Source organism: Marisediminitalea lipolytica (assembly GCF_001758465.1).
Lineage (GTDB): Bacteria > Pseudomonadota > Gammaproteobacteria > Enterobacterales > Alteromonadaceae > Alteromonas > Alteromonas lipolytica.
This window is the reverse complement of record NZ_MJIC01000001.1, coordinates 146,022-170,100: the sequence shown is the minus strand read 5'-3', so window position 1 is coordinate 170,100 and position 24,079 is coordinate 146,022. Positions and strand designations below refer to the sequence as shown.

Genomic DNA, 24,079 nt, shown 5'->3' with positions numbered 1-24,079 from the left:
CCAACATTCGATTGTTATACGCGTCTTTATACCGTAGCCAGATTATAAGGTGAGACATGTAAAGAACTTTGATGTTGTCGAGTCTGCCATAAATCAAAAGCATTCTGCAAACGTAGCCAATGAGCAGCTGAAGGCTTACCAAAAGCCAGCTCTAGACGAAGAGCCATCTCTGGCGTGATGGCTCCTTTACCATTAAGAACTTTCGACAAGGTTTTGCGGCTAATATCTAAATGCTGAGCTACATCAGTGATAGTGAGTTCTAGAGCATCAATAACAAGAACTTTGAGTATCTCACCTGGATGTGCTGGGTTATGCATATTCATTAGTGATAATCCTCGTAGTTAACGATTTCAACATCTCGTCCAACAAAGCGGTATGTAACTCTCCAGTTACCACTCACTCGGACAGACCAAATATCATTTCTGTTACCTTTGAGTTTATGCATATAAAGGCCGGGTAAATCCATGTCGTCAGGCGTTTCTGCTTGATCGAGATTAGACAGAATAAGACGAAGTTTATTTTCATGCTTCTTCTGAATTCCCGATGTGGTTCCTTTAGCGTAAAACTTCTGAAGGCCTTTATGTATAAAACTCTTAATCATCCGGCCATTGTAACCTCATAGGTTACAACTTGCTAGTGGAATTTTCAGCGCGTATAACACCTAAATATGGGGCACAAACACGTAGGCTAAACTGCGAAGCAGAGCCTGCGTGTTTGTGTCCCACATAATTTTTTTGTTATACGTGCGAGCACCCAACCGTCGCGGCTTGCCGCCAACACCTGCTGATATTGCCAGCAACGCATAACACCTTGAATTACCTTAAAACAACAACCTACAAAATACCAGATGCCAATTGGATCCTGTGAGCAACCTGGAATGCTGAATGCTGGCGTTGCTGACTATCTAAAACTGCGATGATAATGCTGTTGAAACAACTGAAAATGATGGGTGCAAAAACAACCTAGCAAGCAGCCCTACCTAGCCAAAAATCTAATCCTTTGAAGCCTTAAAACAGCTAAGCCCGAATCGGCGTATAACTTCACGCATGAGCAGCAAATCGGAGCCTGCGGAGATTTGTCTGTTCCATGCTATTGTTAGCCGGTTTCACTGTAAATGCATGTAGGCGTTGGTCGCAGGAAATCATGATCCTGCCGCCAAGAACCGGACGACGGTGACATTTGCCTTGAAAAACACAAAGTGCTGGTCTGTGCCAAACATGTTGGCGGCTTCAACATTGAAGGGGACGCGAAAACCCTGGACTTCACGAAAATCTGACAGACTCCCACCAAAAGGCTGGAGCTGATGCTTCTTTTCAGGGTTCGCATCGCTCCACCGCATGAATTGAACCAACACGGGTCGACCTTCGGCATCCACCTTTAGATCTATCGCCTGCGATAGCCCTTTGTGACTTATTGTCACCCGTGCAGTGTCCTGATCCAGAGCTTCCCAAACAACACCTGATCTTGGGAGCAAGGCGGCTGGAGTCCAGAACACAGCCTCGGCAACATATCGGCCATATGCAGCCCGTGCATGGTTCGTATCGCCACCCATGCGGGCAACTGGCATCAGACCGAGAATTCGGAAGCGCGTCCATTTCCCAGTGTCAGAGCCAGACACCGACACGACTCCGGGCATCTTCACCTTCCAGACAAAACCAGTCGGTGCAGCCAGAATCTGCCTTGCATCCATCGGCTGATAGTTTGGGTTATCCCGTGTACCCAGACTGAATTCTCCCCCCATGTCGATTTCAGCCACAGTCAGCAACGGTGTGCCAGGCGAAATGGCAAAGTTAAAGAATCGCCGGGCGGGCTCAGGCAGATCGGCAACCATCACGGGGTCATATATACCTGGGTTTTGAGGTTGTAAAGCTGCCAGTCGTTTCCATTCCATTCGGTCGGCACGCTCGTCCCACAGGCGAATTGCAATCAGCGCCAACAAGGCAAACCCCAGCATTGACAAAATGAAATATATAGAATTCATGAACAGTTCGTCTCCCCTTCCGTGAGTGTTGTTCCGGCTCACGTGCATGGCATTGCTAGCAGATATAGCGATCGTTGCCAGCCGCTCTTCCATTTCTCTGACCACCGCAGTCGTATCATCCACTATGCCGACATCAGTATTGATTTGAAAAGCTATGGTAACTCCATGGTCTGGATAGTGGCGCAAACTGGAACTATAACCGGGTATCCACCCGCCATGTCCATAGACGGGCCCAAATGGTCCTGATCGATAAATGCCAACCCCTGCTCCATAGTAGACGTTGGGATTATCAGGGCTGATTGGAACCGGCCGCAAGAGTTCCTTCAGATAGTCGCCGGGCATCGCATTGCCCCCGAACAATGATGCCCCCCACCTCGCAAGGTCGCGTGAATTACTCACCAAACCACCGCCAGTCCATTCGAATCCGGGATGCCATACCATCATGCCATTTGCTTGGATTGTTTTTCGGGGAAGCCCGAAAGCATTTTCTGCTCCCATATAGCCGGCAGCCAACCCGGGCAGCAATCGTCTGTCAGACGGCGCAGTCAGAGTGAGATCAAGCGGCGCCAGAAAGCGTTCGTGTATTTCTTCGTAATAGGTTCTGCCTGCAGCAGCTTCTATCACCAGCCCCAGCAAGATATACCCTGTGTCGGAGTATGACCACCCCTCACCCGCTTCGAAAAGTGGCGACATGTCCAGAACAAAATCAATCAAGTCCTCAGGCGAAAAGGGGTTTTGATTTTCACGCCATCGGTGAGAGACCTCAGTTGCAAAGCTTTCCAAATGGACATGGTCCGGTAATCCTGAACTGTGGTTCAGAAGGTGACGTACGGTCATTACAGCGTGATTGGGTAAGCGGGTAAACCACTGCCGATCACCAAGCCATTGCGACACCGGTGCATCCAGCTCCAGCACGCCCTCGCGAGCAAGCGCCAAAGCAGTCGCTCCAACAAAAGTCTTGCCAATGCTGGCTGTAAGCATCCGAGATCGCACCGTCATCTGCGTCCCATCTTCGACATCGGCTAGTCCGGTTGCGAAAACGCCGGTTGTGCCATCTCGTAACACATAAGCAGCCGTTGCGCCTGGAAAACCATATTCTTCCTGAAAGCCATCGAGTGCTGCTTGAAAATCTTCATGAGAATCAAGTGTCGCTGCGGCATCGGCAATAGCCGGAAAGGTGATCAAAAGTGGACAAAGCCCTGTCGATATCAGCAGAAGTGGGAAGAGGACCAATATGGCGATGCGGATACGCCCCCCCGCAACAGTGCTTAAAGACGTTTTGGATATAGTTGGCATTCTGCTTTCCTTATCATCCGCCGTAGCCTCAAATCGGTGGTCACGTCACGCTCGGAATCAAAAAAACATTACGGGGTTTTCGATTGCGGAATAACTTCTGTGACGGAACCTTCTTTTGTGAGCATATCCTTGTGTTTCCACCAGACGATAAGGGTTGCAACAACGATCAGCAGGTATGTGTCATAGGGTTGCGCATCCGGAAAAATCGGATTCATGAGTGAAAAGTGGAAGAACGCGGATAAAAGAATGCTGCCACGCGAGCTGTTGAACAGTGCCGTTGCAATGACGCTGATCGCCAGACATCCAGCAAAGAATGCCGCGAATGACCACTCGCTCTGCTGGGTTCCGCTCAACAGGAAGGCTGGCAGGTGCCAAAGCCCCCAGATGGCTCCAAGAACCAACCCAGCCCAAAGCGGAGCAAACTTCCGCTGTAGAAGAGGGAGTGCCAGCCCCCGCCAACCGAACTCCTCAATCGGGCCCTTGATGGCGGCAAGGGCCAACGCTATGAGTAAACCCTGAAAGGATGCAAATGGAAAAGGTTCCGTTAGGAGGTTCCCTCTGATCGCCGAACCGACAATGAAGATCAATGGTATGCCAATGATAAGAAAGGCATACCAGGCCACGCTGCAGCGCCATAGCAATGCCCGGCCAAGGAAACGCTGCAAACCGCTGAGGCCGCCGTTACGGCCAACAAGAACAAATGCTGCGATTGCAGGCGCGTAAACAGCCAGGAAAAAAAGCGGATGGTTGCCGGTAAGCTGGCCAAACACCGTTCCCATAAGATCCGGGAGTAGGATGTACAGTCCAAGGATACCCCAGGCGATACCGAACGAAATCAGCAAAAAAGGGATAAATGAACGGAACTGCACTTGGCATGTTTCGGGTACTGAGGTCGTTTGATGCATGTTTTATTCTTTCTTGGCTAACGCCCGGCACAGCGGACAATTTGTAGCGACGAAGGAGCGGAGAATTGTTCCGACTGCTGCCGCTTGTTAAGCATTTCCATTTACAGCTAGGAGCCTCCTTTCCTCATCCATCCTCAGCATTTCTTTACCTTTTTCCATTTGTTCATCAGTAGGGTCAGGTAGCTCTTCAAACCATTTAGTCCATCGACTTGCTATTGCATTGATAGACACCTCGTCGGTGTGCCCACGGTGTAATTGGCCTTTAATAAGAGAAAATAGCTCCGGCGCTAACTCTTTCTCATCCATAAACCTCTTAAAGACCCAGAGGTATATATCTACCAATTCAAGACCAGTGCTATCAGTACCAGCAGTACACGATATAGGCGTTTCCGGCATACCACTAAAATCAATTTCAGGGAGCCCCGGACCGTTAACCAAAGGAAGGTCTTTCCCTTTTGCGTAAAAATCTGAGAGTTTCTTTTGTGCAGTATTAAACTGTGATTGCTGATCAACAATTATTTTTGATGCTGTCTTCCCGTTCTTTAGCAATCTAGATGCGATGCCGTGCATCACTGATTGAAAGCCAATCAGGTTGGGCGTTATTTGTAATAGATCCTTCTTGCTTTTTACGTTGTAATATATTTCGTCTGGATTCGCAGCAGCCCACGTTAAGGAGTCAGTGATAACTTGACGAGATCGCTCATCAGGTAAGTTGTCGACTCTAGATATTAGCGTATTACATATATCTACCAAGGAAACATTAGCTTCATTGGTTTTTAGATTTATTCTAGCTGCCCATGCTGCCTTCAATAGCTCCTCATCAAACAATGAGGCTAATTTTAAAAGTAAAACATACCGCATTGGGGTCCAATAAGACGTCCAAGGGACTGCTGGGTTCATACCCTGATCAAATACTTGGTCAAAAAAACTAATAAGAGCGTGATCAACTTTAGCCACACGATAAATATCAAACCGGAGATCATAGCGTTTTCTCAATGATTCAATATCTTTGACTATTGTTACTAATTTTCCATTGCCAAGCTCAGATGCATGAAGCCTCTTAACCCCGAGCTTCTTTCTGATTTTCTTTACTCTACTTTCTGCAGCTGCATCCAAATTTATTTTACTCGACAATACGCCGTAATAGAGTATTGGCTGGGTCTCATCAAAAAGATTCGGGCCAGTGTGCCCACTTTCATCCACATAAAAATACAAGCTCAATTCTCCATGCTTACTCTAGATGCTTAACACCCACATAAGGGGCAGTAACACATGGGCTAAAATCCGAGCGAAGCGACAGAGCCCATGTGTTACTGTCCCAGGGAGCTTGCGACCGACTTAATGTGATTGTTAAACCTAACAACTTAGCCTAAAATGACCTAATTAAAGACCTATTTGGAGACCTTTATGACAACTAGAGTTTTAGCTGAAGTAGCTGCAAGCATTACTGAGCTCAAAGCAAACCCCATGAAAGTTGCGGGCAGCGCATACGGTGATCCTGTAGCCATACTAAATAGAAATGAACCAGCTTTCTACTGTGTACCTGCTGAAATTTATGAAAAAATGATGGATCGCCTAGAAGATCTGGAACTGCTTCATCTAGTTCAAGAAAGAAATAGTGAAGAAAGCGTTTCGGTAAGTTTAGATGACCTATAAGCTAGAATTTAAGAAAAGCGCGCTTAAAGAATGGAGCAAGCTCGGTAGTACTTTAAAAGAGCAGTTTAAGAAAAAGCTGTCTGAAAGACTTGATGCACCACATGTTGCGCCAGACAGAGTGATGGGCGCGGAAAATGTATACAAAATCAAGTTGAGACAATCCGGCTATAGACTTGTATACCAAGTCCGCGATGACATTGTGATTGTCACAGTACTTGCAGTCGGTAAACGTGAAAGAAATGAAGCTTACAAAAAAGCGTTAAAAAGGCTGGATGCTGACTAAAGGGTTTAACACCTAAATATGGGGCACAAACAGGCAGGCGATAATCGCGAAGCCGCCTGCCTGTTTGTGTCCCAGCCCGCCTGCGGGCGACATAATTTTTTTGTTAGGTGCCACTTATGCGATACCACGAAAATACAAATACAATAGCGAGCAATATGGGAATTATTGCTGCCCCGCCACCTGAATACCCATTAATGTGCACCAACTTATCAAATGGGGCCACGATATTGTTGTTTTGTGATAGTTGATAAACCAATTTCGAATTATCTGTCGGCTTGTACCAAACCCGAAGTTTGCCGCCAGCACTCAATGCTGATAAAACATGGGTATAAAATGGATTGTTCTCTGTGATTACAAACTCTACGTCTGAGACGGTAAATGTGGTGATTTCATAGCTAGGTTTTCCGCCAGTTTGCCGAGTTTTGAATTTAACAGGTTTATAACTTGAGACTACTGAATATTCTTCTATTTTAGGTACCTCTGCATCAATTTGTTTTTGAATCCAAATTGAACTTGCTAGCCCAATTAAGATTAATAAGATTGAGATGTAAAGTTTTGTCATTAGCACCTAACGCCCGCATAACGGGCAAAAACACGTAGGCTACAATACCAAGCGAAGCGCAGGGAGCCTACGTGTTTTTGTCCCTAGCGAGCGCAGCGAGTGGTTAATGCGTTTGTTATGTGCGACTAGCCAAAACCTAGATCTTGGACAAACCGACTATCTAAAGTAACTTTATGCCTTGGCACGCTATAATCCGACTCTAGCACATCAAGTAAATCAGGCATCACTTCCTTAAAGCTGATATTAGTGCCCTTCTCTGCATTAACTTTACTGGCAATGTAATTAGCAAACTCTCCGACAGTATAGATATTAGTAACTTCTTCATCGGGCATTTCTACACCAAATTTCTCTTCAGCCCACAATACGATTTCTACAGTATCCAAGCCCATGCTGAATTCCTTCTTAGCACATAACGCCCCAAGCAGGGGCAATAACACGTAGGCTATAATACGGAACGAAGTGACGGGAGCCTACGTGTTAGTGTCCCGCTGACTTGGTTTGTTATGTGGCTTACTGCGTAACTATGTAAGTCTCCGCAGATAAGAACCAACCGTTTTTGTACATACACTCTACGATAAAAGCATATTGGATATCACGACTTGGTGCTTGAGCATCAATTAGATGCTCATTTATCTTGCTCTTGCAGAGTGAAAAATCCTTTTCAGCGCCGACTATATTATTATCTGTAGGTGGAATTTCTGGGTTTCTAACCCAATGAGTAACATACCCAAAATAGTCGTAGTTATCCTGATAAGAGAATTTTAACTCTTCCTCTTTGGGCTTGGTCGAAGTGCAACCGCACAGAACGGCCATAAGCAAAATGCTAAAAAATCGGTTCATTCTCAACTGCCACATAACTTCTAAATATGGGGCACAAACAGGTAGGCTACAATGGCGAAGCCGCCTACCTGTTTGTGTCCCAGCCCGCCTGCGGGCGACATAATTTTTTTGTTAGGTTGCTTACTCATTTACAACCACCAATTCCTTTGCCTTGAAAGATTTTAATTTACCAGAAAATATCGTACGTCCTTGATAATAAAATTCACACTGAGGTAATTCTGGACTATTAAACCCCCAATGTTCATCTCCCTTTCGCATATATGTTCCATGAGTTTGAAATCCATTATGAGCAATAATGAGAGTACCTAAACTATCAGAGGATGTTGCAGACTCATTTAAATCAGAAGCGACATTTGAAGCTATAGTTCCTTCATCTCCTATGCATTTAAATGAGACGCCCCGGACGGGAGACTTGTTGCTATCTACAAATACGAATGAATACTGCCTCGCAGGGGAGCTGCCATGCCACATGACTTCAGTAGCCCTATCAGTTGGGCCGGAAGTGCAGGCCACTACTAAGAACATTAAAACAACAGCTAGAAATCGATTTAGCATCGGCAACCTAACACTAAGCTTTGGGGCGCATGCACGGGGCTATAATCGCGAAGCGGCCCCGTGTATGCGTCCCAGCGACCGAAGGGAGTGCCAACAGCGTTTTGTTATGGCTTCTTCCCTGGAGGTTTAGGCTTGGGCACATTGTGATTCCTAACATTACGAGGTCCCGGCGGTGGCGGCGGAGGTGGTGGTTGTTTAGACATGTTTTACCTCTTAAGTTAAAGCCATTATTTTTAAAACGATGGTCGCGATCAAAGCTAGAAACAAACTAACGCTCAATGCCCTTACCGTAAAGTAAAGTTGCTCGGAACGATAGTCATTATTTCTGGCATTGTAGGAGCCATATTCTGTGTAACTTTCTAAAAGGAATTTATTGAAGTAAGACTTAACAAGATCTTCTTTTTCATCAAATTCTGCGTAAGTTGACTCTAAAGTCTGGTAGTAATCTTCAATGTCCTTTGCTGTAGGCATATACTGATCGACCAGCCCTGACCAGCAATTTTTAAAATGATAGCACGCAACAAACAACGAAATAGATGCAAAGGTTAGGAGCATATAGAAAACGAAGTTTTCACAAATAGTGAAAGAGTTTGTATCAAAATTAAACACATATGACAGAAGCCCGAAAATGGCAACAATGACTGCCATGGGTAGATTCAGACGAGCATTAATTTTTTCTCTTCGCTCTATCTCAAAAAGATACATCTTTTCATAAAGCTTTAAATTCTCATCATTTTTCAATTTGAATCATCCTTGAGCCATAACGCCTAAATATGGGGCACAAACAGGCAGGCTACAATGGCGAAGCCGCCTGCCTGTTTGTGTCCCAGCCCGCCTGCGGGCGACATAATTTTATTGTTATATGACACGCTGTTTAAACCTTTTTATTTGTTTTACTTTTTTAATTGGCAAGACAAGCGCGAATCCGATTAGAGCTAAAAAGCCCACTATTATTGCCAGCCAAAGAAATAGTTTACTTAACTGGAACATTGCCCAAATGCACGCAGCAAAAACTAAACATTGACTAGCTACGAGCAACAGAGTTTGAAGGCATTTATGTAAAGAAAACAGGGTGCCACATTTACGACATCTCAACGGTACATCGAATAACAGCATGGCTTTACCAAAAGCTGATATTCCATCTTTCTTACATTCTGGACAATGCATAAATTCCCTTTGGCATATAACGCCTTGCTCACCGGCACATACTGCGGAGAACGTTTTTGTGTAAAAATGGAGCGCCAGCGACACACACAAAAACGAGCGTAGCAGTATGTGTCAGGTGGAGCAATTTGTTAGGTGCGAACCTACTAGCTAGGCCAGCGCGCTAGTGCCAAGTTACTCATTTATAACGCTCAGAAGACCAACCCAATTTCTGGCAAGTCTTAAAAATGTGCTTTGGAAGGCACTCTTCAGGAGCTGGCAACTTAGGAGATAGATCGCCCTCAATTTCCTTTTCAGCTAATGCCACGAGCTTTGAGCAAAACATCTCATGCTTTATCCTGACAAGATAGCGACCAAACTGAGTAGTGCTGAATAACTTTTCCGTTGTAGGAACGCCCATATTTGTTCGAAACGACCATATGGTAAGCGCCGCCCATATGGAAAAGAAGCAGGCAACACAAACTAGGGCAAGAATATAACTACTAAGTGTTGCTCCTAGCTCTCGGTTTATCGAAAATAATTCAACCGCTGATAGCACAAAAAATATTACTACTACTGCCCAAATGAATGATCCCGCCATCGTCAATCCGGCATGGAGTAATGTGTAGCTCTTCGACTTATTAGACTTTGTGAAATTTTTGAGTCGATCATTTTGCTCTGAGGTTAGTGGCTGAGGTCGTTCGAAAACTACTAGCTGATCACTTTCGTTGAGAAGATCGGCAAAGCTGCGCTCACGAACCTCATCTTTTCGATCCGAGGTTGGTACTGCCTCAAGTATCGTATCGGAGGATGTTGCAATAGCCACATGGCTCCAATTGCTCTTCGTGAATCTACGAACAAGCTTACTGCCGCGAGCTTCATTCCGCGAGATGATAATGTCACCAGCTTTCACTTACCGGGGCCTCCGAGCTGATAAGCACCTAACGCCCTAATTTGGCGGCACAAACGCGTGGGCTATACTGCGAAGCAGAGCCCGCGTGTTTGTGTCCCCAACATTTGATTGTTATGTGCCCTGTCACAATTCCACCTGCTGTCCTTTGATAAATTCTCCAGTGATACCGGGCGATTCACCAGCCCCACCAAAGGACCTGTGGCTAAGGCTTTCATGAAAATTAACATTAACAGATTTATTCCCGAATATTAATACATACCCTGCTACTGATTTTTCACAATAACCCTCTGATTCAACGATATAATCTGTTCTTAAATCTCGAGTTCCATATTCAAAATCGGTATATTTTAATATGACATTTTCACGTGTGATTTGAAGTTCAAAACTCCAATGGGTTTCACTATGACTTTTGTAAGTCCCGAGCAACTGTTCGCAAGAAAAGGACTTAACTGACAATAATAAAAGTAAAAATGCGAGCTTCTTCATATTGGCACATAACACTAAGCTAAGGGGCACAAACACACAGGCTAAACTGCGAAGCAGCCTGTGTGTTTGTGTCCCAGCAAGACGCCCTGGCGGATTGCGCCTTAAGTGCCTTGTTAGCTTTTGATTTTAAAAAGCCTATATAGTCCATAACAACCTATCAATGCTGGAAGTTCATATATAAAAAACATTAATGCAGGAACATTTGAATACTCACCGAAATTCCTAGATACAGATAGTAAGGCAACTAAGAGAAGACCGACAAGAACGCCCAACATGAATAGATATTTTAACGAACTATTTTTTTTAAAAAATTCTGTAGACACGAATATACAACAGTTTAAGGAAATAATTGAAAATACAGCAAATACAATTAAGTAAGACAGTCCCATAAACATTTCGGGGACGCTACCGTCCCCAAACAGTTTGGGACTAAGCCCTATAAGCATAAATAAGCTACCAATCAAACATAAATTCATTGGTAGCAATGCCAAAAATAAAAGAAAATTTCGAATCATCAATTTAGAAAGCTAACACCCAAATAAGGGGCGCAAACATGGCGGTTATAATCGGAGCGACACAACCGCCATGTTTGCGTCCCAGCGAGCCTGCGAGCGACTTTATTTTTTTGTTATGTGACTACCCGAAAAAGCAACCATGCTCGTCATTGCTAACCGTTGTAAACACTGATTCTATTGTCTTTACCTCGGGCACTGGCTCGTACCTGTACCATTTGAGGTCTTGACGCATCCAGTAGATTTTCCAGAAGCCTTTCGATTTAACGAAACTTGCTTTAGCAAATGGATACTCCTTGAATTCAGTTGGATTGTTCCAAACTGGACGAACTTCAAAAATATACAAAGACTGGTCTTCCAAGCGCCAGCCAATATCCAGTTTACTTCGAATTTCTGGTGGTGGTCTTCGTGCAGCCAGAAAGGATGTTGCTGCCTTTTCAATTTTCTTAATTTCAAATTCACTTAAAGCCATAGAATCCTAAATTCCATGTGGCACATAAAACGCCTAGCACACGGGCAATAGCGAAGGGCCACTTTTTTGCGCTCTTTGCAAAAAAGGGGAACTGCGCGTTATTGTCCCGTGCTGCGCTTTGTTAGCCCCAACACTGAACGTTCGCAGCTTTGCTGCCCTGCTCCAAGATGTTTGCATTACTTAATTGCCCTTCCCTGATTTGCATTTACCTTAAACAACCACCAGAAAAACAACAACTGATTTTTGCGTTAACCTTTTGCCGGAACTGATAAAAGCTGCGTGACCAATGAACCTAAAAATTGCACGTTACGATTGCTGATTAAAGCACCGGCCGCTTACAACGAAAGACTGCACGCGCCGCGCAAACCACGGGAAGAAAATAGCTTGATGAATTGATGGCCCTGGACACAAAAATAACCAATGGAGGTGGGACGCTAAAACGAGTGATGATACCGGCGTTAACACTACCCCGATCTTTTATTTTTGAATGAATTAACGAATGGGGGCTAACGCCCAGCTCAGCGGGCAATTGGAGCGCAGCGTAAATTGGTCCGCTGCAGCTGTTTGTTATGTTTATATTCCCCTGACATTAGAACCTTCGATAGTTGCAAGTCCTTTTGCCGTGCCTTTATCAGAAAAAATCGTTACTCGCAAAAACTCGCAATCTTCAATAGTACAGTTTTTAAATACGAGCATGCCTGTCATTAAAACATTATCTGGTAAAGCTATAAAATCACCGCACTCACTAAATCCATTATTATGAATTGTGCCTCCTAGAAGAACTAATGATGACGGCCCCACAAACTTACAGCCTTTAAAATGTTTGTTTTCATGTAGTTGAATAGTTGGAAGTTTAAGATTTTCGAGTGGGATGATTTTATCTTTAAAAGACGAATCCAAAGGATTTATAGTGTTAGACTTAGCCATCTCTTCGGTAGCTTTATCTTTTTTGTTTAGACCCCAAACAGAATAAAACAAAGCGCCAATCGCAACTGCTGTTTCAACCAAGAAAGTATTAATAAGGATACTGCGTTCCGTCTCTTTTACATCGCCAAATCCAAAAAACAACATTGCTAGGGTTCCCAAAGCGGTAAGGCCATAAACCGTGACGAACAAATAGAAAAGTATTGTTTTTGCCTGTCTTTCCATATTTTCCCCTTTACGCAGGAACTCTCGATTAAACATAACACCCAAATAAGGGGCGCAAACATGGCGGTTATAATCGGAGCGAAGCGACACAACCGCCATGTTTGTGTCCCAGCGAGCCTGCGAGCGACTTTATTTTTTTGTTATGTGCGTTTGAAAAAACTGCGTTTAACTACGCAGATAACTGACAAACTTTAGCGTTTCCTTGATTGCATAAAAAGCCATTAATGCCACGGCCACTATAGAAAGAATAAAAACGAACCACGTTGGAAAATGGTTAAGGATTCTAGCCTTCCTGCTTACTAGTTCGATGCTTGTTCCGTCTTGCCAGGCTTCGAAAATGGATTTTGATAACCAGCACATACCAAGCGTCATTAACCAGAAAAAGAGCGCCGCTAAAAAAGCAATTTCGGTATCGCTATTTTCTTTTTGCATGTTACTCCGAGCACATAACACCCGCATAACGGGCAGAAATACGTAGGCTATAATACCGAGCGAAGCGAGGGCAGCCTACGTGTTTTTGTCCCCAGCGAGCGCAGCGAGTGGTTAATGCGTTTGTTATGTGCGCCTGAATATTACCTTTTTACGGTTTATCGAGCCTAACTTTACCATGAGCGAATAACAAATATTGGGGAGCAAAACCAGTGAATAATATACACCCTGAAACATGAAACATTAAGGCGCCAACAAAAATTGCTATTAAGACAATATAGTGAAATGGCTCTAGAATTAATGCTTTAATTGCTGCTAATAATGCAATACTTGAACACAAAACGAGAAAAAAAGCACAAAGCTCTTACGACAGGACCCAACTTTTGTATTTCGGAATATTCTTCGTCCTGAGTATCCATAGTTTTCCCTTTAGCACATAACAATTTAATATGTATTTATACGGTGTAAAAACTTACACCGATATGGTGTATACAGTTACACCATAATAAGTCTACAACTCCTTTAAATACAATTCTTTATTTTGCTCAATATTGGTGCGCATCTCGATAAAATCAGTAACTACATCACTATGGTGAATTATATTTTTCCACAAACAATATCTGCTATCTCAGGAATAACACTGTGTTTTGGTACGGTAAAATTAGAACCCTTCATTCGGTCAGTTAAGTAGCGTTTTACTACATGGTAGATTTCGTAATAAAAGGAATTTATATGCAATCACCATTTATCAATGCCGTTTACGAATTCATGATGCTGAAAAGATACGCAAAACGTACTATTCAGAGCTACCTGGTTTGGATTGCCGACTTTATCCGGTTTCATAAATATCAACATCCTAAGACTATGGGCGATCAAGAAGTGTCACTTTATTTAACTCATTTGTCTGTAAAGCGAAACCTGTCCGCCAGTACACAAGCGAGTGCTTTGAATGCCTTAGTATTTTTATACAATAAGTACCTGTTGCAACCGCTTAGCAAAGAAATGGAATTTGTTAACAGTGGGCGAAAACCAAAACTGCCTACCGTATTAACTATCAGTGAGGTTCAGCAGCTTTTAACCAATATCCCCGAACGCCAGTCTTTACCGGTTTCCATGCTTTATGGCAGTGGGTTACGACTCATGGAATGTGTGCGGCTCAGGGTTAAAGATATCGACTTTGATTATCGTTGTGTCAGAATTTGGCAGGGGAAAGGAGGTAAACACCGGGTTGTCACGTTGTCAGATACACTTATTGCCCCGTTAAAAACGCAAAAAGAAAAGGTCAGGCATTTACTTGAAAGAGATTGCAGCAATCCAGAATTTGCCGGTGTATGGATGCCACACCAACTCGCCAAAAAGTATAAAAGCGCGAATAAATCTCTGGAATGGCAGTACTTGTTTCCAGCCAGCAAAACCAGTATAGACCCTGAGTCAGCCCTGCGCCGTCGTCATCATATTGATGAGAAACAACTACAACGGGCAGTAAGACAAACGGCCCAAGAAATCGGCTTGCAGAAATCGGTTACCCCTCACACTCTGCGCCACTCCTTTGCCACTCATTTACTTTTAAAGGGCGCCGACATTCGTACCGTTCAGGAACAACTGGGTCACAGTGATGTAAGAACAACACAGATTTACACGCATATATTACAGCGGGGAGGCAGTGCGGTGGTAAGCCCGCTTGAGTCCATATAATCTCAGGCGGGCAAATCAGAACAAGTTGAGCTATCGATTACTCTTTGTCGTAAAGAATATCCATTACATCAGCCAGTTCGGTTTTACCGGCACGCACTTCTTCTTCGCTCATATCGGCAATTTCATGGGGAAATACCAGCCAGTCGTCACTTTCATTTACAAAGTAGTCAGGCACCATTTCGGTTTTGTTATTATTTGGCTTGTAGTATGGGCAGGCAATGCGAATGTCTTTTGGCATATTCAGGCGCATTAGTTTTTTAATTTGTTTGATCAGCGCATCCACACTGCGGCCAGAGTCAAATACATCATCCACAATCAGCAGTGCGTCTTCGGCATTGGCATTTTCAATTAAGTAATGCAGGCCGTGTACACGAATTTCTTTGCTCTGTTTATTAATGCCGTAGTAAGAAGAGGTTCTTACGGCAATGTGATCCGTAGGGCATTTTTTAAATTCAAAAAACTCCTGCACAGCAATACCGATAGGAGCACCACCACGCCAGATGCCTATAATAAATTGCGGGCGAAAGCCGTCTTTATACACTTTTGAGGCAAGTCGGAAAGAATCCTGCAACAGGTCTTGCGACGTAATAAATACTTTATCCATAGAATCGGTAACCGGGCGAAAGAAAAGAAAAAGATTATAGAAAACTTTACGCCACAATGCACGGCAAAAGCCAAAAACCTGACCATTTAATCAAGTTTTATGATTCCTGTTGAAGCACTTTGGCCGGTTGTACTTTCATTGCTCGCTGTGCCGGATACCAACTGGCCAGTAAACAAAGTGCCAGTGAAAATAACGTCACCCACACAATCTGATGCCATTGCACGTCAATGGGCAAACCAGGTCCGTCGGCCGAGAGCGCCAGATGAATGCCCAGCAGGCTCAATACATCGTTCAGGTAAATCACTGCCAAAATCCCCAGTACCGCGCCAATTACCGCCCCTTTTAATCCATTAAAAATACCGTTAAGCATAAATATCGCTCGCACCGTTGCCACGGTCATGCCCTGAGAGAGCAATATAGCGATATCGCCACTCTTTTCCGACACCACCATCACCAGCGCAGACACAATGTTAAAAGCCGCTACAGCTATAATGAGCAGCAACATCAAAAACATCATGTTCTTTTCCATTTTTACGGCATCAAACAATGGCCCCTGGCGCGAACGCCAGTCACTGGTTTCTAATCCGGCCTGATTAAGGGCCGATACTATCCCCTGATAGTTAAATGCGTTGTCCAAAAACAAACGCACATCGGCTGGCGCAGTTTTGGGCTTTCGAAGCAGACGGGTTAAGTCATCCAAACGCAGGTAAATTACCTTGTCGTCTAATTGCGAGCCTAGGTTAAATATCGCCGCCACCGTCACCAGCCGTTGGCTTGGCATTCGCCCGAACGGTGTGTAAACAGTGGCCCCTGCGGCCATTACCCGTATCTGATCGCCCACGTTTACTTTTAATTCCCGGGCCAGCGTCCAACTGATGATGGCAGCAAACTTTATCTCGTTGAGTTTATTAAAGTTGCCTTCCAGCATATGGTTACTCACTATGCTGTGCTCATCCATTGTGGTTGGCACTATTCCCTGTAACTGCACACCACGTAATGCCTGGCGGGATTGCACCAGTCCCTCGGCTTCACGAAAGGCACTCACTGCCCTTACCCCGGGTAAGTCCAGCTGTTGCACTGTATCTACGGTGGCATTGTGGGCCAATACCTGCGGCACAATGCCTAAAATACGCTGGCGCAGTTGTGCCTCAAAACCGTTCATTACCGAAAGCACAATAATCAGCGACATTAACCCAAGCGCGATCCCCGCCACCGAAAAACGGTTAATAAAGGCCACAAAACTATTATGTTTGCCTGCTGTGGAATAACGCAGAGCAATGTATGCAGAAAGCGGATACGCCATGAAAAATTCACCTGTGCCGGATTACGCACTGCCTTGGTATTCACGCTACCCTGCACTACGCTTAATCAATACGGCACCTTGTACGTTTTAATGATAAACAAAGACTTAAGCTCGGTGCATAATACGTGTAAGCTACCCTGCACACAAGTCAGCCTGGAGAGTATTGTGGAATCGTTAACCCTGGCAGAAAAACAAGCACAATTTAATGAGTTTTTCTTAATCAGCCACGCTATCAAAGTAAACATGCGCGAGCTGAATGCAGACTTTGTCCTGCCAGAAAACGAGCAACTCGAAGAGCACATGCCCTATGCGTTTCGCATTGCCAGCGAAATGGCCAGCATCGAATCTCAGGCCCTGCGCCCACTGCGCAATTTAAGCGACCACGCCGCCGATCTGGTCAACTATTTAAGTCATCAGTCGCGTAAAATCGATTTAATGATGTCGTATATTTTGCATCAACAGGACGATCCGGATTACCGCTTCGAAAGTATCAGGTTCGGCGGTGGTGGTGTCATTATCAACCACCCCACGCCACTGGAGGCTGGTACCCGGGCAGAACTTAAGCTGTTTGTATCAGAAGAAGCGGCTGCCATTTTTTGCTATGGCGAAGTTATTACTTGCCAGCAAGAGCCGGATGGCTACCATATAGCCTTTATTTTTACCCGGATCCGCGAACAGGATCAGGAACTGTTAGTCAGAGCCAGTTTGCATTTACAAACCCAACAGTTACGTAAGCGCAGTCAGCAAAAAGACACCTAAAACTGTAATTGCTCATCAACAAGTATCGTTAAGGAATCATGACAGCCACGCTTAATTCTTTGCCACTGCCCAAAGCCAAATCCTCCGGGGGTTTTCAGGATCAACAACAATGGGGCCAGTTGCAGGGCAGCAGTCGCGCGCTCGCCGTTGCCCAGGCCAGTCAACAGGCCGGGCGCCCTATCGTACTGGTCACCGCCGACACGCCATCGGCGCTAAAACTCGAAAAAGAAATCCGTTATTTCCAGGGCAGTCAGCACAACCTGCCGGTAACGCTGTTCCCGGATTGGGAAACACTCCCCTACGATACGTTTTCGCCGCACCAAGATATTGTTTCTCAGCGTCTGGAAACCTTATTTCGCTTAACTCAGGAACCCAGCGGCATTTTTATTGTGCCCATAAACACCCTGATGCAGCGTTTAGCACCAGTAGAATATATTGGTCAGCATTTACTGTTACTTAAACGTGGCCAGCAGCTCGATCGCGATCAGTTTCGTCGTCAGCTGGAGCAGGCCGGTTATCTGCACGTCAGTCAGGTAATGAGTCACAGCGAATTTTCCATTCGCGGCAGCATTATCGACCTCTATCCTATGGGCTCAAAAGAGCCCTACCGTATCGATTTATTCGATGACGAAGTCGATTCCATCCGCCTGTTCGACCCGGATACCCAGCGCTCCAGCGATGCGGTAGAAGAAATCCGCATGCTCCCGGCTAGGGAATTCCCTACCGATAAAGCGGCGCTTAATTTATTTCGTCAGCAGTTTTTAGAGCGGTTCGATGCCAGCAACAGTGGCGAATCGGTGTTTAACCAAATCACCCGCGGCACTATGCCTAGCGGTGTGGAATATTACCTGCCGCTGTTTTTCGAAAAAACCGCCACCTTATTTGATTACTTTCATCCCGACACGCTCATGATGCTGCACGGCGATGTCAGCGATGCCTGCGAATTTTTCTGGACCGACCTAAACGAGCGTTACGAGCAATACCGCTACAACAAACACCGGCCGTTGCTGGCGCCCATGGAACTGTTTATACCGGTTAACGAACTCTTTGCCGGGCTTAAACAATGGCCGCGGGTCACGCTTTCACCCCAGGCGCTGGATGAAGCCGCAGGCAAACACAATTTGCACTGTGACATACTCGACGATATAGCGCTTAATCCACAGAAAAAGGAGCCAGCCCAGGCCCTGCTGAAAACTTTGCAAGAGGCCCGGGAACGGGGCGCAAAAGTGTTGTTTCTGGCCGAATCCCAGGGGCGGCGCGAAAACCTGCTCGGTATTCTTGGCAAATATAAAATAAAGCCCGTTGAGTTTGCCCATTTCGATGATTTTCTTACCAGCCATGAACCTGTTGGTATTTCCATTGGTATGGTCGAGCACAGCTTCCGCTGGGCCAATTCCGATGGCGAGCTGCTGTTTATCACCGAAACCCAGTTACTGGGCCATAAAATCAGTCAGCGCCGTCTGCGTACGGCACAAAAGCCCACCGACGAAAACGCCATTATTCGCAACCTGGCGGAGCTGTCAGTTGGCCAGCCAGTGGTGCATCTGGATCACGGGGTTGGTCGCTACATCGGCTTACAAACATTGGATGCTGGCGGTGTAGCCACCGAATTTTTAACCATTGAATATGCCAAGCAGGCTAAGCTGTATGTGCCGGTAGCGTCACTGCATTTAATTTCCCGCTACAGCGGCGGCGAACAAGACTCCGCCCCGCTGCACAGTTTAGGCTCCGACGCCTGGGAAAAAGCCAAGAAAAAGGCCGCCGAGCGAGTGCGCGATGTCGCCGCCGAATTGCTCGATGTGTATGCCAAGCGCGCCGCTAAACCTGGCTTTGCTTACCCTATCAACTGGGAAGAATACCAGGCCTTTTCCGACAGTTTCCCCTTCGAGGAAACCGCCGATCAGATGCAGGCCATCAACGCCGTTATTCAGGATATGGGTAGCCCGCAGGCAATGGATCGCCTGGTATGTGGTGACGTTGGTTTTGGTAAAACCGAAGTGGCCATGCGTGCTGCGTTCTTGGCAGCTAATCAGGGTAAGCAGGTGGCCATTCTGGTGCCCACCACCCTGCTAGCTCAGCAGCATTTTGAAAACTTTAAAGATCGCTTTGCCAACTGGCCGTTTCGCATCGAAGTGGTCTCCCGCTTTGTTAGTGGCAAAGCCACTCAAACCGTCATGGACGGCATCGAACAAGGCACCGTTGATATCGTGGTAGGCACCCATAAGCTGTTAAGCGACACCATTAAATTTAACGATCTTGGCTTAGTGATTATCGACGAAGAACACCGCTTTGGTGTGCGCCAGAAAGAAAAATTTAAGGCGCTACGGGCCGATGTGGATATTCTCACCCTTACTGCCACGCCGATCCCGCGTACGCTTAACATGGCCATGTCCGGCATGCGGGACCTATCCATTATTGCCACCGCACCGGCCAAACGTCTGGCTATTAAAACCTTTGTGCAGCAGCGCGATAAAGCGGTGATCCGCGAGGCGATTATGCGGGAGATCCTGCGTGGTGGTCAGGTGTATTTCCTGCACAACGAGGTAGAAAGCATTGCCCGTACCGCCGAGGAAATTGCCGAAATCGTGCCAGAAGCCCGTATTGCTGTGGGCCATGGTCAGATGCGTGAGCGCGAGCTCGAAAACGTAATGAGCGATTTCTATCACCAGCGTTTTAATGTATTGGTGTGTACTACCATTATCGAAACTGGTATCGACGTACCAACCGCAAATACCATTATTATGGACAGAGCCGATCATCTTGGCCTCGCGCAGTTACACCAGTTACGCGGTCGTGTGGGCCGTTCACACCACCAGGCTTATGCCTATTTGCTAACGCCACACCCTAAACGCATGACCCGCGACGCCGCCAAACGGTTAGAAGCTATCTCCAGCCTGGAAGACTTAGGTGCTGGTTTTGCCCTGGCCACCCACGACCTTGAAATTCGTGGTGCCGGTGAATTACTCGGCGAAGACCAGTCCGGCCAGATCGCCAGTGTTGGTTACTCCCTGTACATGGATATGCTGGAGCAAGCTGTAGATGCCCTTAAGGCAGGTAAAGAGCCGTCGCTCAGCGAAGCTAACCGGCTGCATACCGAAATCGAGTTGCGCATTCCGGCCCTGTTACCAGAAGATTACATTGCTGATGTGAACACCCGTTTGTCACTGTATAAGCAGCTGGCCAGCTGCAAAACCACCGACGATATCGAGGCCTTCCAGATAGAATGTATCGACCGTTTTGGTTTATTACCGGATGCCGCGAAAAACTTAATCGCGGTGGCCGAGCTTAAACTTAAAGCGCGCCGGGTAGGTATTCATAAAGTAGAAATGACCGCCACGGGCGGCACCATCGAATTTAACGAAGATACTCCGGTCGACCCGGGCTTTATTATTCAACTGGTGCAAACCCGCAATAAAATGTTTAAGTTTGAAGGCAGCCAAAAACTGCGTATCGTAAATAAAACCGAGACAGCCCGCGAGCGATTAGCTATGGTGGACGGGCTTATAGAAGAATTTGCCAGGGAGATCAGCTAGGCATGAGGCGTTTTATTGGTAGCCTGCTCGCACTCGGTTGTATTACCGCTAGTCCGGTGTACGCCAACGACGAAGACAAATGGTGGTTTGACGTAGAGGTGCTGTTATTTTCCCGTGACGCATCGGTCAGCGATTTACCCGAGTTGTTTGAGCGTCAACAGGTGTTAAGCGCGCCCAAAACCGAGTGGGATTTACTAACAGCCTATTATCAGCCGGATATCACCATGGTGTTTAATTCGCTGCCGGTATGTGACGCCCCCACCTCGCCGTTATGGGCAGAAGCCCCTGATGTCGATGAAATCCTGCGGGATTATTACATCGAGCCCGAACCAGAACCGATTTCAGAAAGCGAGCCCACAGCAGCGATAAGCGAAACCGGCGCAGATGCCGAATTCGCCGCTGACACCCTCGATGAAGCCAGCACAGAACAGGCTTTAGTCGATCCGCTGGCCATGGATACCCCGGTAGAAATCATTGAACCTGAAATTATTCCGCCTGCGCCACAGGCAATTGCAGGTTACTGGCTGTCTGCGGTACTTAACGAACAAGCCCTGACACCAGTAAGCGTTAAGCGCCCCAGGCTTAACTGCGTTACCAGCCGCTGGCCAGAGCTTGATACTTCGGGTGACACCTGGCAATGGCAGCAGGCCGATCTGTATATACCGCCGCGGGAACAAACACCGCTTTACCTGCACGGAGCCGATTTTGAGCGCTCCGACGGCCCGCATTTATTATCCACAAAAAACCTAACCCTCGACGACATTTACACCAGCATTCGCTGGCGTAAGGGCATCGACCGTCTGGCCCATTTTAGCTGGCGTCAACAGGTTAAGTTTGGTCAGGAAAAAGCAGAAAAATTACGCTTGTTTGCGGGTCAGAATTTTGCCCGTCAGTTTACGCAAAATGGCGAATTACGCCCTCAGGATAAGCTCGACTCAGCTGCGCCAGACGCCAATTTAGATAACAGTCTGGCAGAGCCGACAGATACCTTTTTTGCCGAGCTGAACCAAAGGTTAATTAACCCGCAACCTATCAGCTTTGCAGGCATGACCGCACCGCCTGAGATTGCCGACGATGGCGCTCAGCAAACCGCATCGGTACGTCTGGCCCCTATCTGGGAGCTCGATGGCTTTATTCAGGTTTTTCTTAAATACATTAACCGGGTACCTTATTTACATATCAACAGCGAACTGTTTTACCGCCAGCCCGTGTTAGCCGCCAATAATTTGCCTGGTACGCCCCCTGCTTACGAACTTGTATCGATACCTTTTTCACAGCAACGCCGCGTGATAAGTACGCAACTGCATTACTTTGATCACCCTTTATTCGGCATGCTGGTACAAATTCGTCGCTACGACAGGCCGCCAGCCCCTCAATCTGACGAGGAAACCCTTTAACCATGAAGATTTACACCAAAACCGGCGATCAGGGTGAAACCCAGCTTTACGTTAATCAGCCGCTGAAAGTGCGCAAAGACGATGCACATATTGAATGTTACGGCAGCCTCGATGAGCTTAATGCTCAGATTGGCTTACTGATTGCCCGTTTACAGGAAGATAACCTCGCCACCAACGACGACATCAGCACCCTCACCGGGATCCAGAACGCCTTATTCAGTGTGGGTTTTGCAGTATCGGCCAGTTCTTCCTTATCGGCCCATGCCGTTATCGGGCTGGAGTCACATATCGATGTGATGCAGGCAGATTTGCCCCCGCAAACCAGCTTTATCCTGCCCGGTGGCTGTGTTGCTGCGGCCCAGGCGCATGTTTGTCGCACCGTTTGTCGTCGCGCCGAACGTCGCATGATCACGCTGGCTAAATTCACCGAGGTTTCAGAACATGCACAGCAATACGTTAACCGTCTGTCCGACTGGTTATACGTTTTTGCCAGATACCTCAATGCCAGAGCCAGCACCCCGGATGTGCCGGTAACGCGCTAACCCTTTGCGATGCTGCCCGCCAGGTAGCTAGCCGGTAAACTGCTGTAACAGTTCACAGGCCCTGGTGTAAACAGATGCAGCATCTTTTTTCAGCGGTTGTCCCACCAGCCTTTGCAGGCGCTGCGAAGGCACAATATCCGCAGGTAAACCAGTGAGAATTTGCGCTGCACCGGCAGTGTTATTGCACGCCAGCACCATGTCACAACCGGCATCCAGAGCCTGTTTAGCGCGCTCTGGATAACCGCCGGCCACGGCAGCGCCTTCCATGGATAAATCATCCGAAAAAATCACTCCATCAAAGCCCAGCTTGCCGCGTAAAATAGTTTGCAACCAATAGCGTGAGAACCCTGCTGGTTTGTCGTCAATCGCGGCAAAGCGCACATGAGCCGGCATCATCGCATCTATTTTTTGTTGTTTTATCAAATCCACAAAGGGCTTTAAATCATGTTGCTCTATGGTTTTTAAGTCCCGTTCATCTACCGGTGTATCAATATGTGAGTCTGCCACCACGCTGCCATGGCCGGGAAAATGCTTGCCCGTGGCAGGCATGCCAATAGCATGCATCCCATCTATCAGACTACCAGCAAGGCGGATTACCACCGCAGGTTCGGGATCAAAGCCTCGATCGCCAATAACGTTGGACACCCCGTTAATATCCAGTACCGGGGCAAAACTGATATCAATATCCAGTTGTTTCAGCTCATACGCCATAATCACACCGCAGGCATAACTTAATGCCTGTGCCTCGTCGTCACTGGCCGTCAGTGCACTGATCCGGCCCATGGCCGGTAACCGGGTAAACCCCTCGCGAAAGCGCTGCACACGCCCTCCCTCGTGATCTACGGCAATCACCAAAGGTTTACCGGCGGCAGCTCTGATATCCTGTATCAGTTGGGTCAGTTGTGCCGGGGATTCATAATTCCGGGTAAACAGAATCACCCCGCCTGTCAGCGGGTGTGCTAGCATGTCGCGTTCATCTTGCTGTAAACTGACAGCGCGACAATCAATCATTACTGGTCCCATGATAACTCCTGGACTCCACAGGTATTGTTATTAATGCTAAA

The 24,079-nt window shown here is 46.6% G+C and carries 24 protein-coding genes; 7 read left to right on the top strand and 17 right to left on the bottom strand.

All coding sequences use genetic code 11. The features are described 5' to 3' along the window. Window positions 1-26 precede the first annotated feature (26 nt). From BFC17_RS00755 to BFC17_RS00735, 5 genes are all read right to left on the bottom strand, one after another. Window positions 27-323: a HigA family addiction module antitoxin gene (locus BFC17_RS00755; RefSeq protein WP_070174551.1), complete on the bottom strand. Its 297-nt coding sequence runs from the start codon at window positions 321-323 to the stop codon at window positions 27-29. Beyond that, window positions 323-601, bottom strand: a complete 279-nt coding sequence (locus BFC17_RS00750) for a type II toxin-antitoxin system RelE/ParE family toxin (protein WP_020745301.1) — start codon at window positions 599-601, stop codon at window positions 323-325. The genes BFC17_RS00755 and BFC17_RS00750 overlap by 1 nt, the downstream gene beginning before the upstream one ends. 540 nt (window positions 602-1,141) lie before the next feature. Further along, complete coding sequence (locus BFC17_RS22685) at window positions 1,142-3,277, bottom strand: serine hydrolase domain-containing protein (RefSeq protein ID WP_217493999.1); 2,136 nt, start codon at window positions 3,275-3,277, stop codon at window positions 1,142-1,144. A gap of 68 nt (window positions 3,278-3,345) precedes the next feature. After that, window positions 3,346-4,182 carry a CPBP family intramembrane glutamic endopeptidase gene (locus BFC17_RS00740; protein WP_070174550.1) on the bottom strand — a complete coding sequence of 279 codons (837 nt, stop codon included), beginning with the start codon at window positions 4,180-4,182 and terminating at the stop codon, window positions 3,346-3,348. 87 nt (window positions 4,183-4,269) lie between these two features. Further along, window positions 4,270-5,403 (bottom strand): DUF3800 domain-containing protein, encoded by a 1,134-nt coding sequence (locus BFC17_RS00735; RefSeq protein WP_217493998.1) that lies wholly within the window; start codon window positions 5,401-5,403, stop codon window positions 4,270-4,272. A 186-nt stretch (window positions 5,404-5,589) separates the two neighbouring features. Between BFC17_RS00735 and BFC17_RS00730 the strand changes: the two genes are divergently transcribed. Both BFC17_RS00730 and BFC17_RS00725 read left to right on the top strand, forming a co-directional pair. After that, entirely contained in the window at window positions 5,590-5,838 is a 249-nt protein-coding gene (locus BFC17_RS00730; protein ID WP_070174548.1) for a type II toxin-antitoxin system Phd/YefM family antitoxin, read from the top strand. Continuing rightward, on the top strand, window positions 5,828-6,121 hold the full coding sequence (locus BFC17_RS00725) for a type II toxin-antitoxin system RelE family toxin (protein ID WP_070174547.1): 294 nt from the start codon (window positions 5,828-5,830) through the stop codon (window positions 6,119-6,121). The genes BFC17_RS00730 and BFC17_RS00725 overlap by 11 nt, the downstream gene beginning before the upstream one ends. 103 nt (window positions 6,122-6,224) lie before the next feature. Here BFC17_RS00725 and BFC17_RS00720 read toward each other — a convergent pair whose 3' ends face one another. From BFC17_RS00720 to BFC17_RS00675, 9 genes are all read right to left on the bottom strand, one after another. Next, a complete protein-coding gene (locus tag BFC17_RS00720) occupies window positions 6,225-6,683 on the bottom strand; it encodes a hypothetical protein (protein ID WP_070174546.1) in 459 nt (152 codons plus the stop codon). 125 nt (window positions 6,684-6,808) lie between these two features. Beyond that, entirely contained in the window at window positions 6,809-7,072 is a 264-nt protein-coding gene (locus BFC17_RS00715; RefSeq protein ID WP_070174545.1) for an acyl carrier protein, read from the bottom strand. Window positions 7,073-7,643: 571 nt separating this feature from the next. Beyond that, a complete protein-coding gene (locus BFC17_RS00705; protein WP_070174543.1) occupies window positions 7,644-8,078 on the bottom strand; it encodes a hypothetical protein in 435 nt (144 codons plus the stop codon). Between the two features lie 213 nt (window positions 8,079-8,291). Beyond that, window positions 8,292-8,819, bottom strand: a complete 528-nt coding sequence (locus tag BFC17_RS00700; protein WP_070174542.1) for a hypothetical protein — start codon at window positions 8,817-8,819, stop codon at window positions 8,292-8,294. Window positions 8,820-9,420: 601 nt separating this feature from the next. Further along, on the bottom strand, window positions 9,421-10,134 hold the full coding sequence (locus BFC17_RS00695; RefSeq protein ID WP_070174541.1) for a C40 family peptidase: 714 nt from the start codon (window positions 10,132-10,134) through the stop codon (window positions 9,421-9,423). Between the two features lie 123 nt (window positions 10,135-10,257). Further along, the gene (locus BFC17_RS00690; protein ID WP_139141957.1) at window positions 10,258-10,620 is read right to left on the bottom strand and encodes a hypothetical protein; all 363 of its coding nucleotides are present in this window, start codon (window positions 10,618-10,620) and stop codon (window positions 10,258-10,260) included. A gap of 636 nt (window positions 10,621-11,256) precedes the next feature. Then, entirely contained in the window at window positions 11,257-11,604 is a 348-nt protein-coding gene (locus tag BFC17_RS00685; RefSeq protein ID WP_070174539.1) for a DUF3024 domain-containing protein, read from the bottom strand. Window positions 11,605-12,177: 573 nt separating this feature from the next. Further along, window positions 12,178-12,852, bottom strand: a complete 675-nt coding sequence (locus tag BFC17_RS00680; protein WP_070174538.1) for a hypothetical protein — start codon at window positions 12,850-12,852, stop codon at window positions 12,178-12,180. A gap of 66 nt (window positions 12,853-12,918) precedes the next feature. Then, the gene (locus BFC17_RS00675; RefSeq protein WP_070174537.1) at window positions 12,919-13,185 is read right to left on the bottom strand and encodes a hypothetical protein; all 267 of its coding nucleotides are present in this window, start codon (window positions 13,183-13,185) and stop codon (window positions 12,919-12,921) included. 729 nt (window positions 13,186-13,914) lie between these two features. Between BFC17_RS00675 and BFC17_RS00670 the strand changes: the two genes are divergently transcribed. Continuing rightward, window positions 13,915-14,877 (top strand): integron integrase, encoded by a 963-nt coding sequence (locus BFC17_RS00670; RefSeq protein ID WP_070174536.1) that lies wholly within the window; start codon window positions 13,915-13,917, stop codon window positions 14,875-14,877. A 37-nt stretch (window positions 14,878-14,914) separates the two neighbouring features. Here BFC17_RS00670 and BFC17_RS00665 read toward each other — a convergent pair whose 3' ends face one another. Continuing rightward, complete coding sequence (locus BFC17_RS00665) at window positions 14,915-15,481, bottom strand: phosphoribosyltransferase (RefSeq protein WP_070174535.1); 567 nt, start codon at window positions 15,479-15,481, stop codon at window positions 14,915-14,917. Between the two features lie 97 nt (window positions 15,482-15,578). Then, window positions 15,579-16,784: a lipoprotein-releasing ABC transporter permease subunit gene (locus BFC17_RS00660; protein ID WP_070174534.1), complete on the bottom strand. Its 1,206-nt coding sequence runs from the start codon at window positions 16,782-16,784 to the stop codon at window positions 15,579-15,581. A gap of 165 nt (window positions 16,785-16,949) precedes the next feature. Here BFC17_RS00660 and BFC17_RS00655 point away from each other — a divergent pair, with 165 nt between their 5' ends. The 4 genes from BFC17_RS00655 to BFC17_RS00640 are packed head-to-tail and all read left to right on the top strand — an operon-like array spanning window position 16,950 to window position 23,015. After that, window positions 16,950-17,543, top strand: a complete 594-nt coding sequence (locus BFC17_RS00655) for a PilZ domain-containing protein (protein ID WP_070174533.1) — start codon at window positions 16,950-16,952, stop codon at window positions 17,541-17,543. A 38-nt stretch (window positions 17,544-17,581) separates the two neighbouring features. After that, window positions 17,582-21,076 carry a transcription-repair coupling factor gene (mfd, locus tag BFC17_RS00650; protein ID WP_070174532.1) on the top strand — a complete coding sequence of 1,165 codons (3,495 nt, stop codon included), beginning with the start codon at window positions 17,582-17,584 and terminating at the stop codon, window positions 21,074-21,076. 2 nt (window positions 21,077-21,078) lie between these two features. Next, window positions 21,079-22,473: a CsiV family protein gene (locus tag BFC17_RS00645; protein WP_070174531.1), complete on the top strand. Its 1,395-nt coding sequence runs from the start codon at window positions 21,079-21,081 to the stop codon at window positions 22,471-22,473. A 2-nt stretch (window positions 22,474-22,475) separates the two neighbouring features. Further along, a complete protein-coding gene (locus BFC17_RS00640; protein ID WP_070174530.1) occupies window positions 22,476-23,015 on the top strand; it encodes a cob(I)yrinic acid a,c-diamide adenosyltransferase in 540 nt (179 codons plus the stop codon). Window positions 23,016-23,042: 27 nt separating this feature from the next. Here BFC17_RS00640 and nagZ read toward each other — a convergent pair whose 3' ends face one another. Continuing rightward, the gene (gene nagZ, locus BFC17_RS00635) at window positions 23,043-24,038 is read right to left on the bottom strand and encodes a beta-N-acetylhexosaminidase (protein ID WP_070174529.1); all 996 of its coding nucleotides are present in this window, start codon (window positions 24,036-24,038) and stop codon (window positions 23,043-23,045) included. Between the last annotated feature and the right edge of the window lie 41 nt (window positions 24,039-24,079).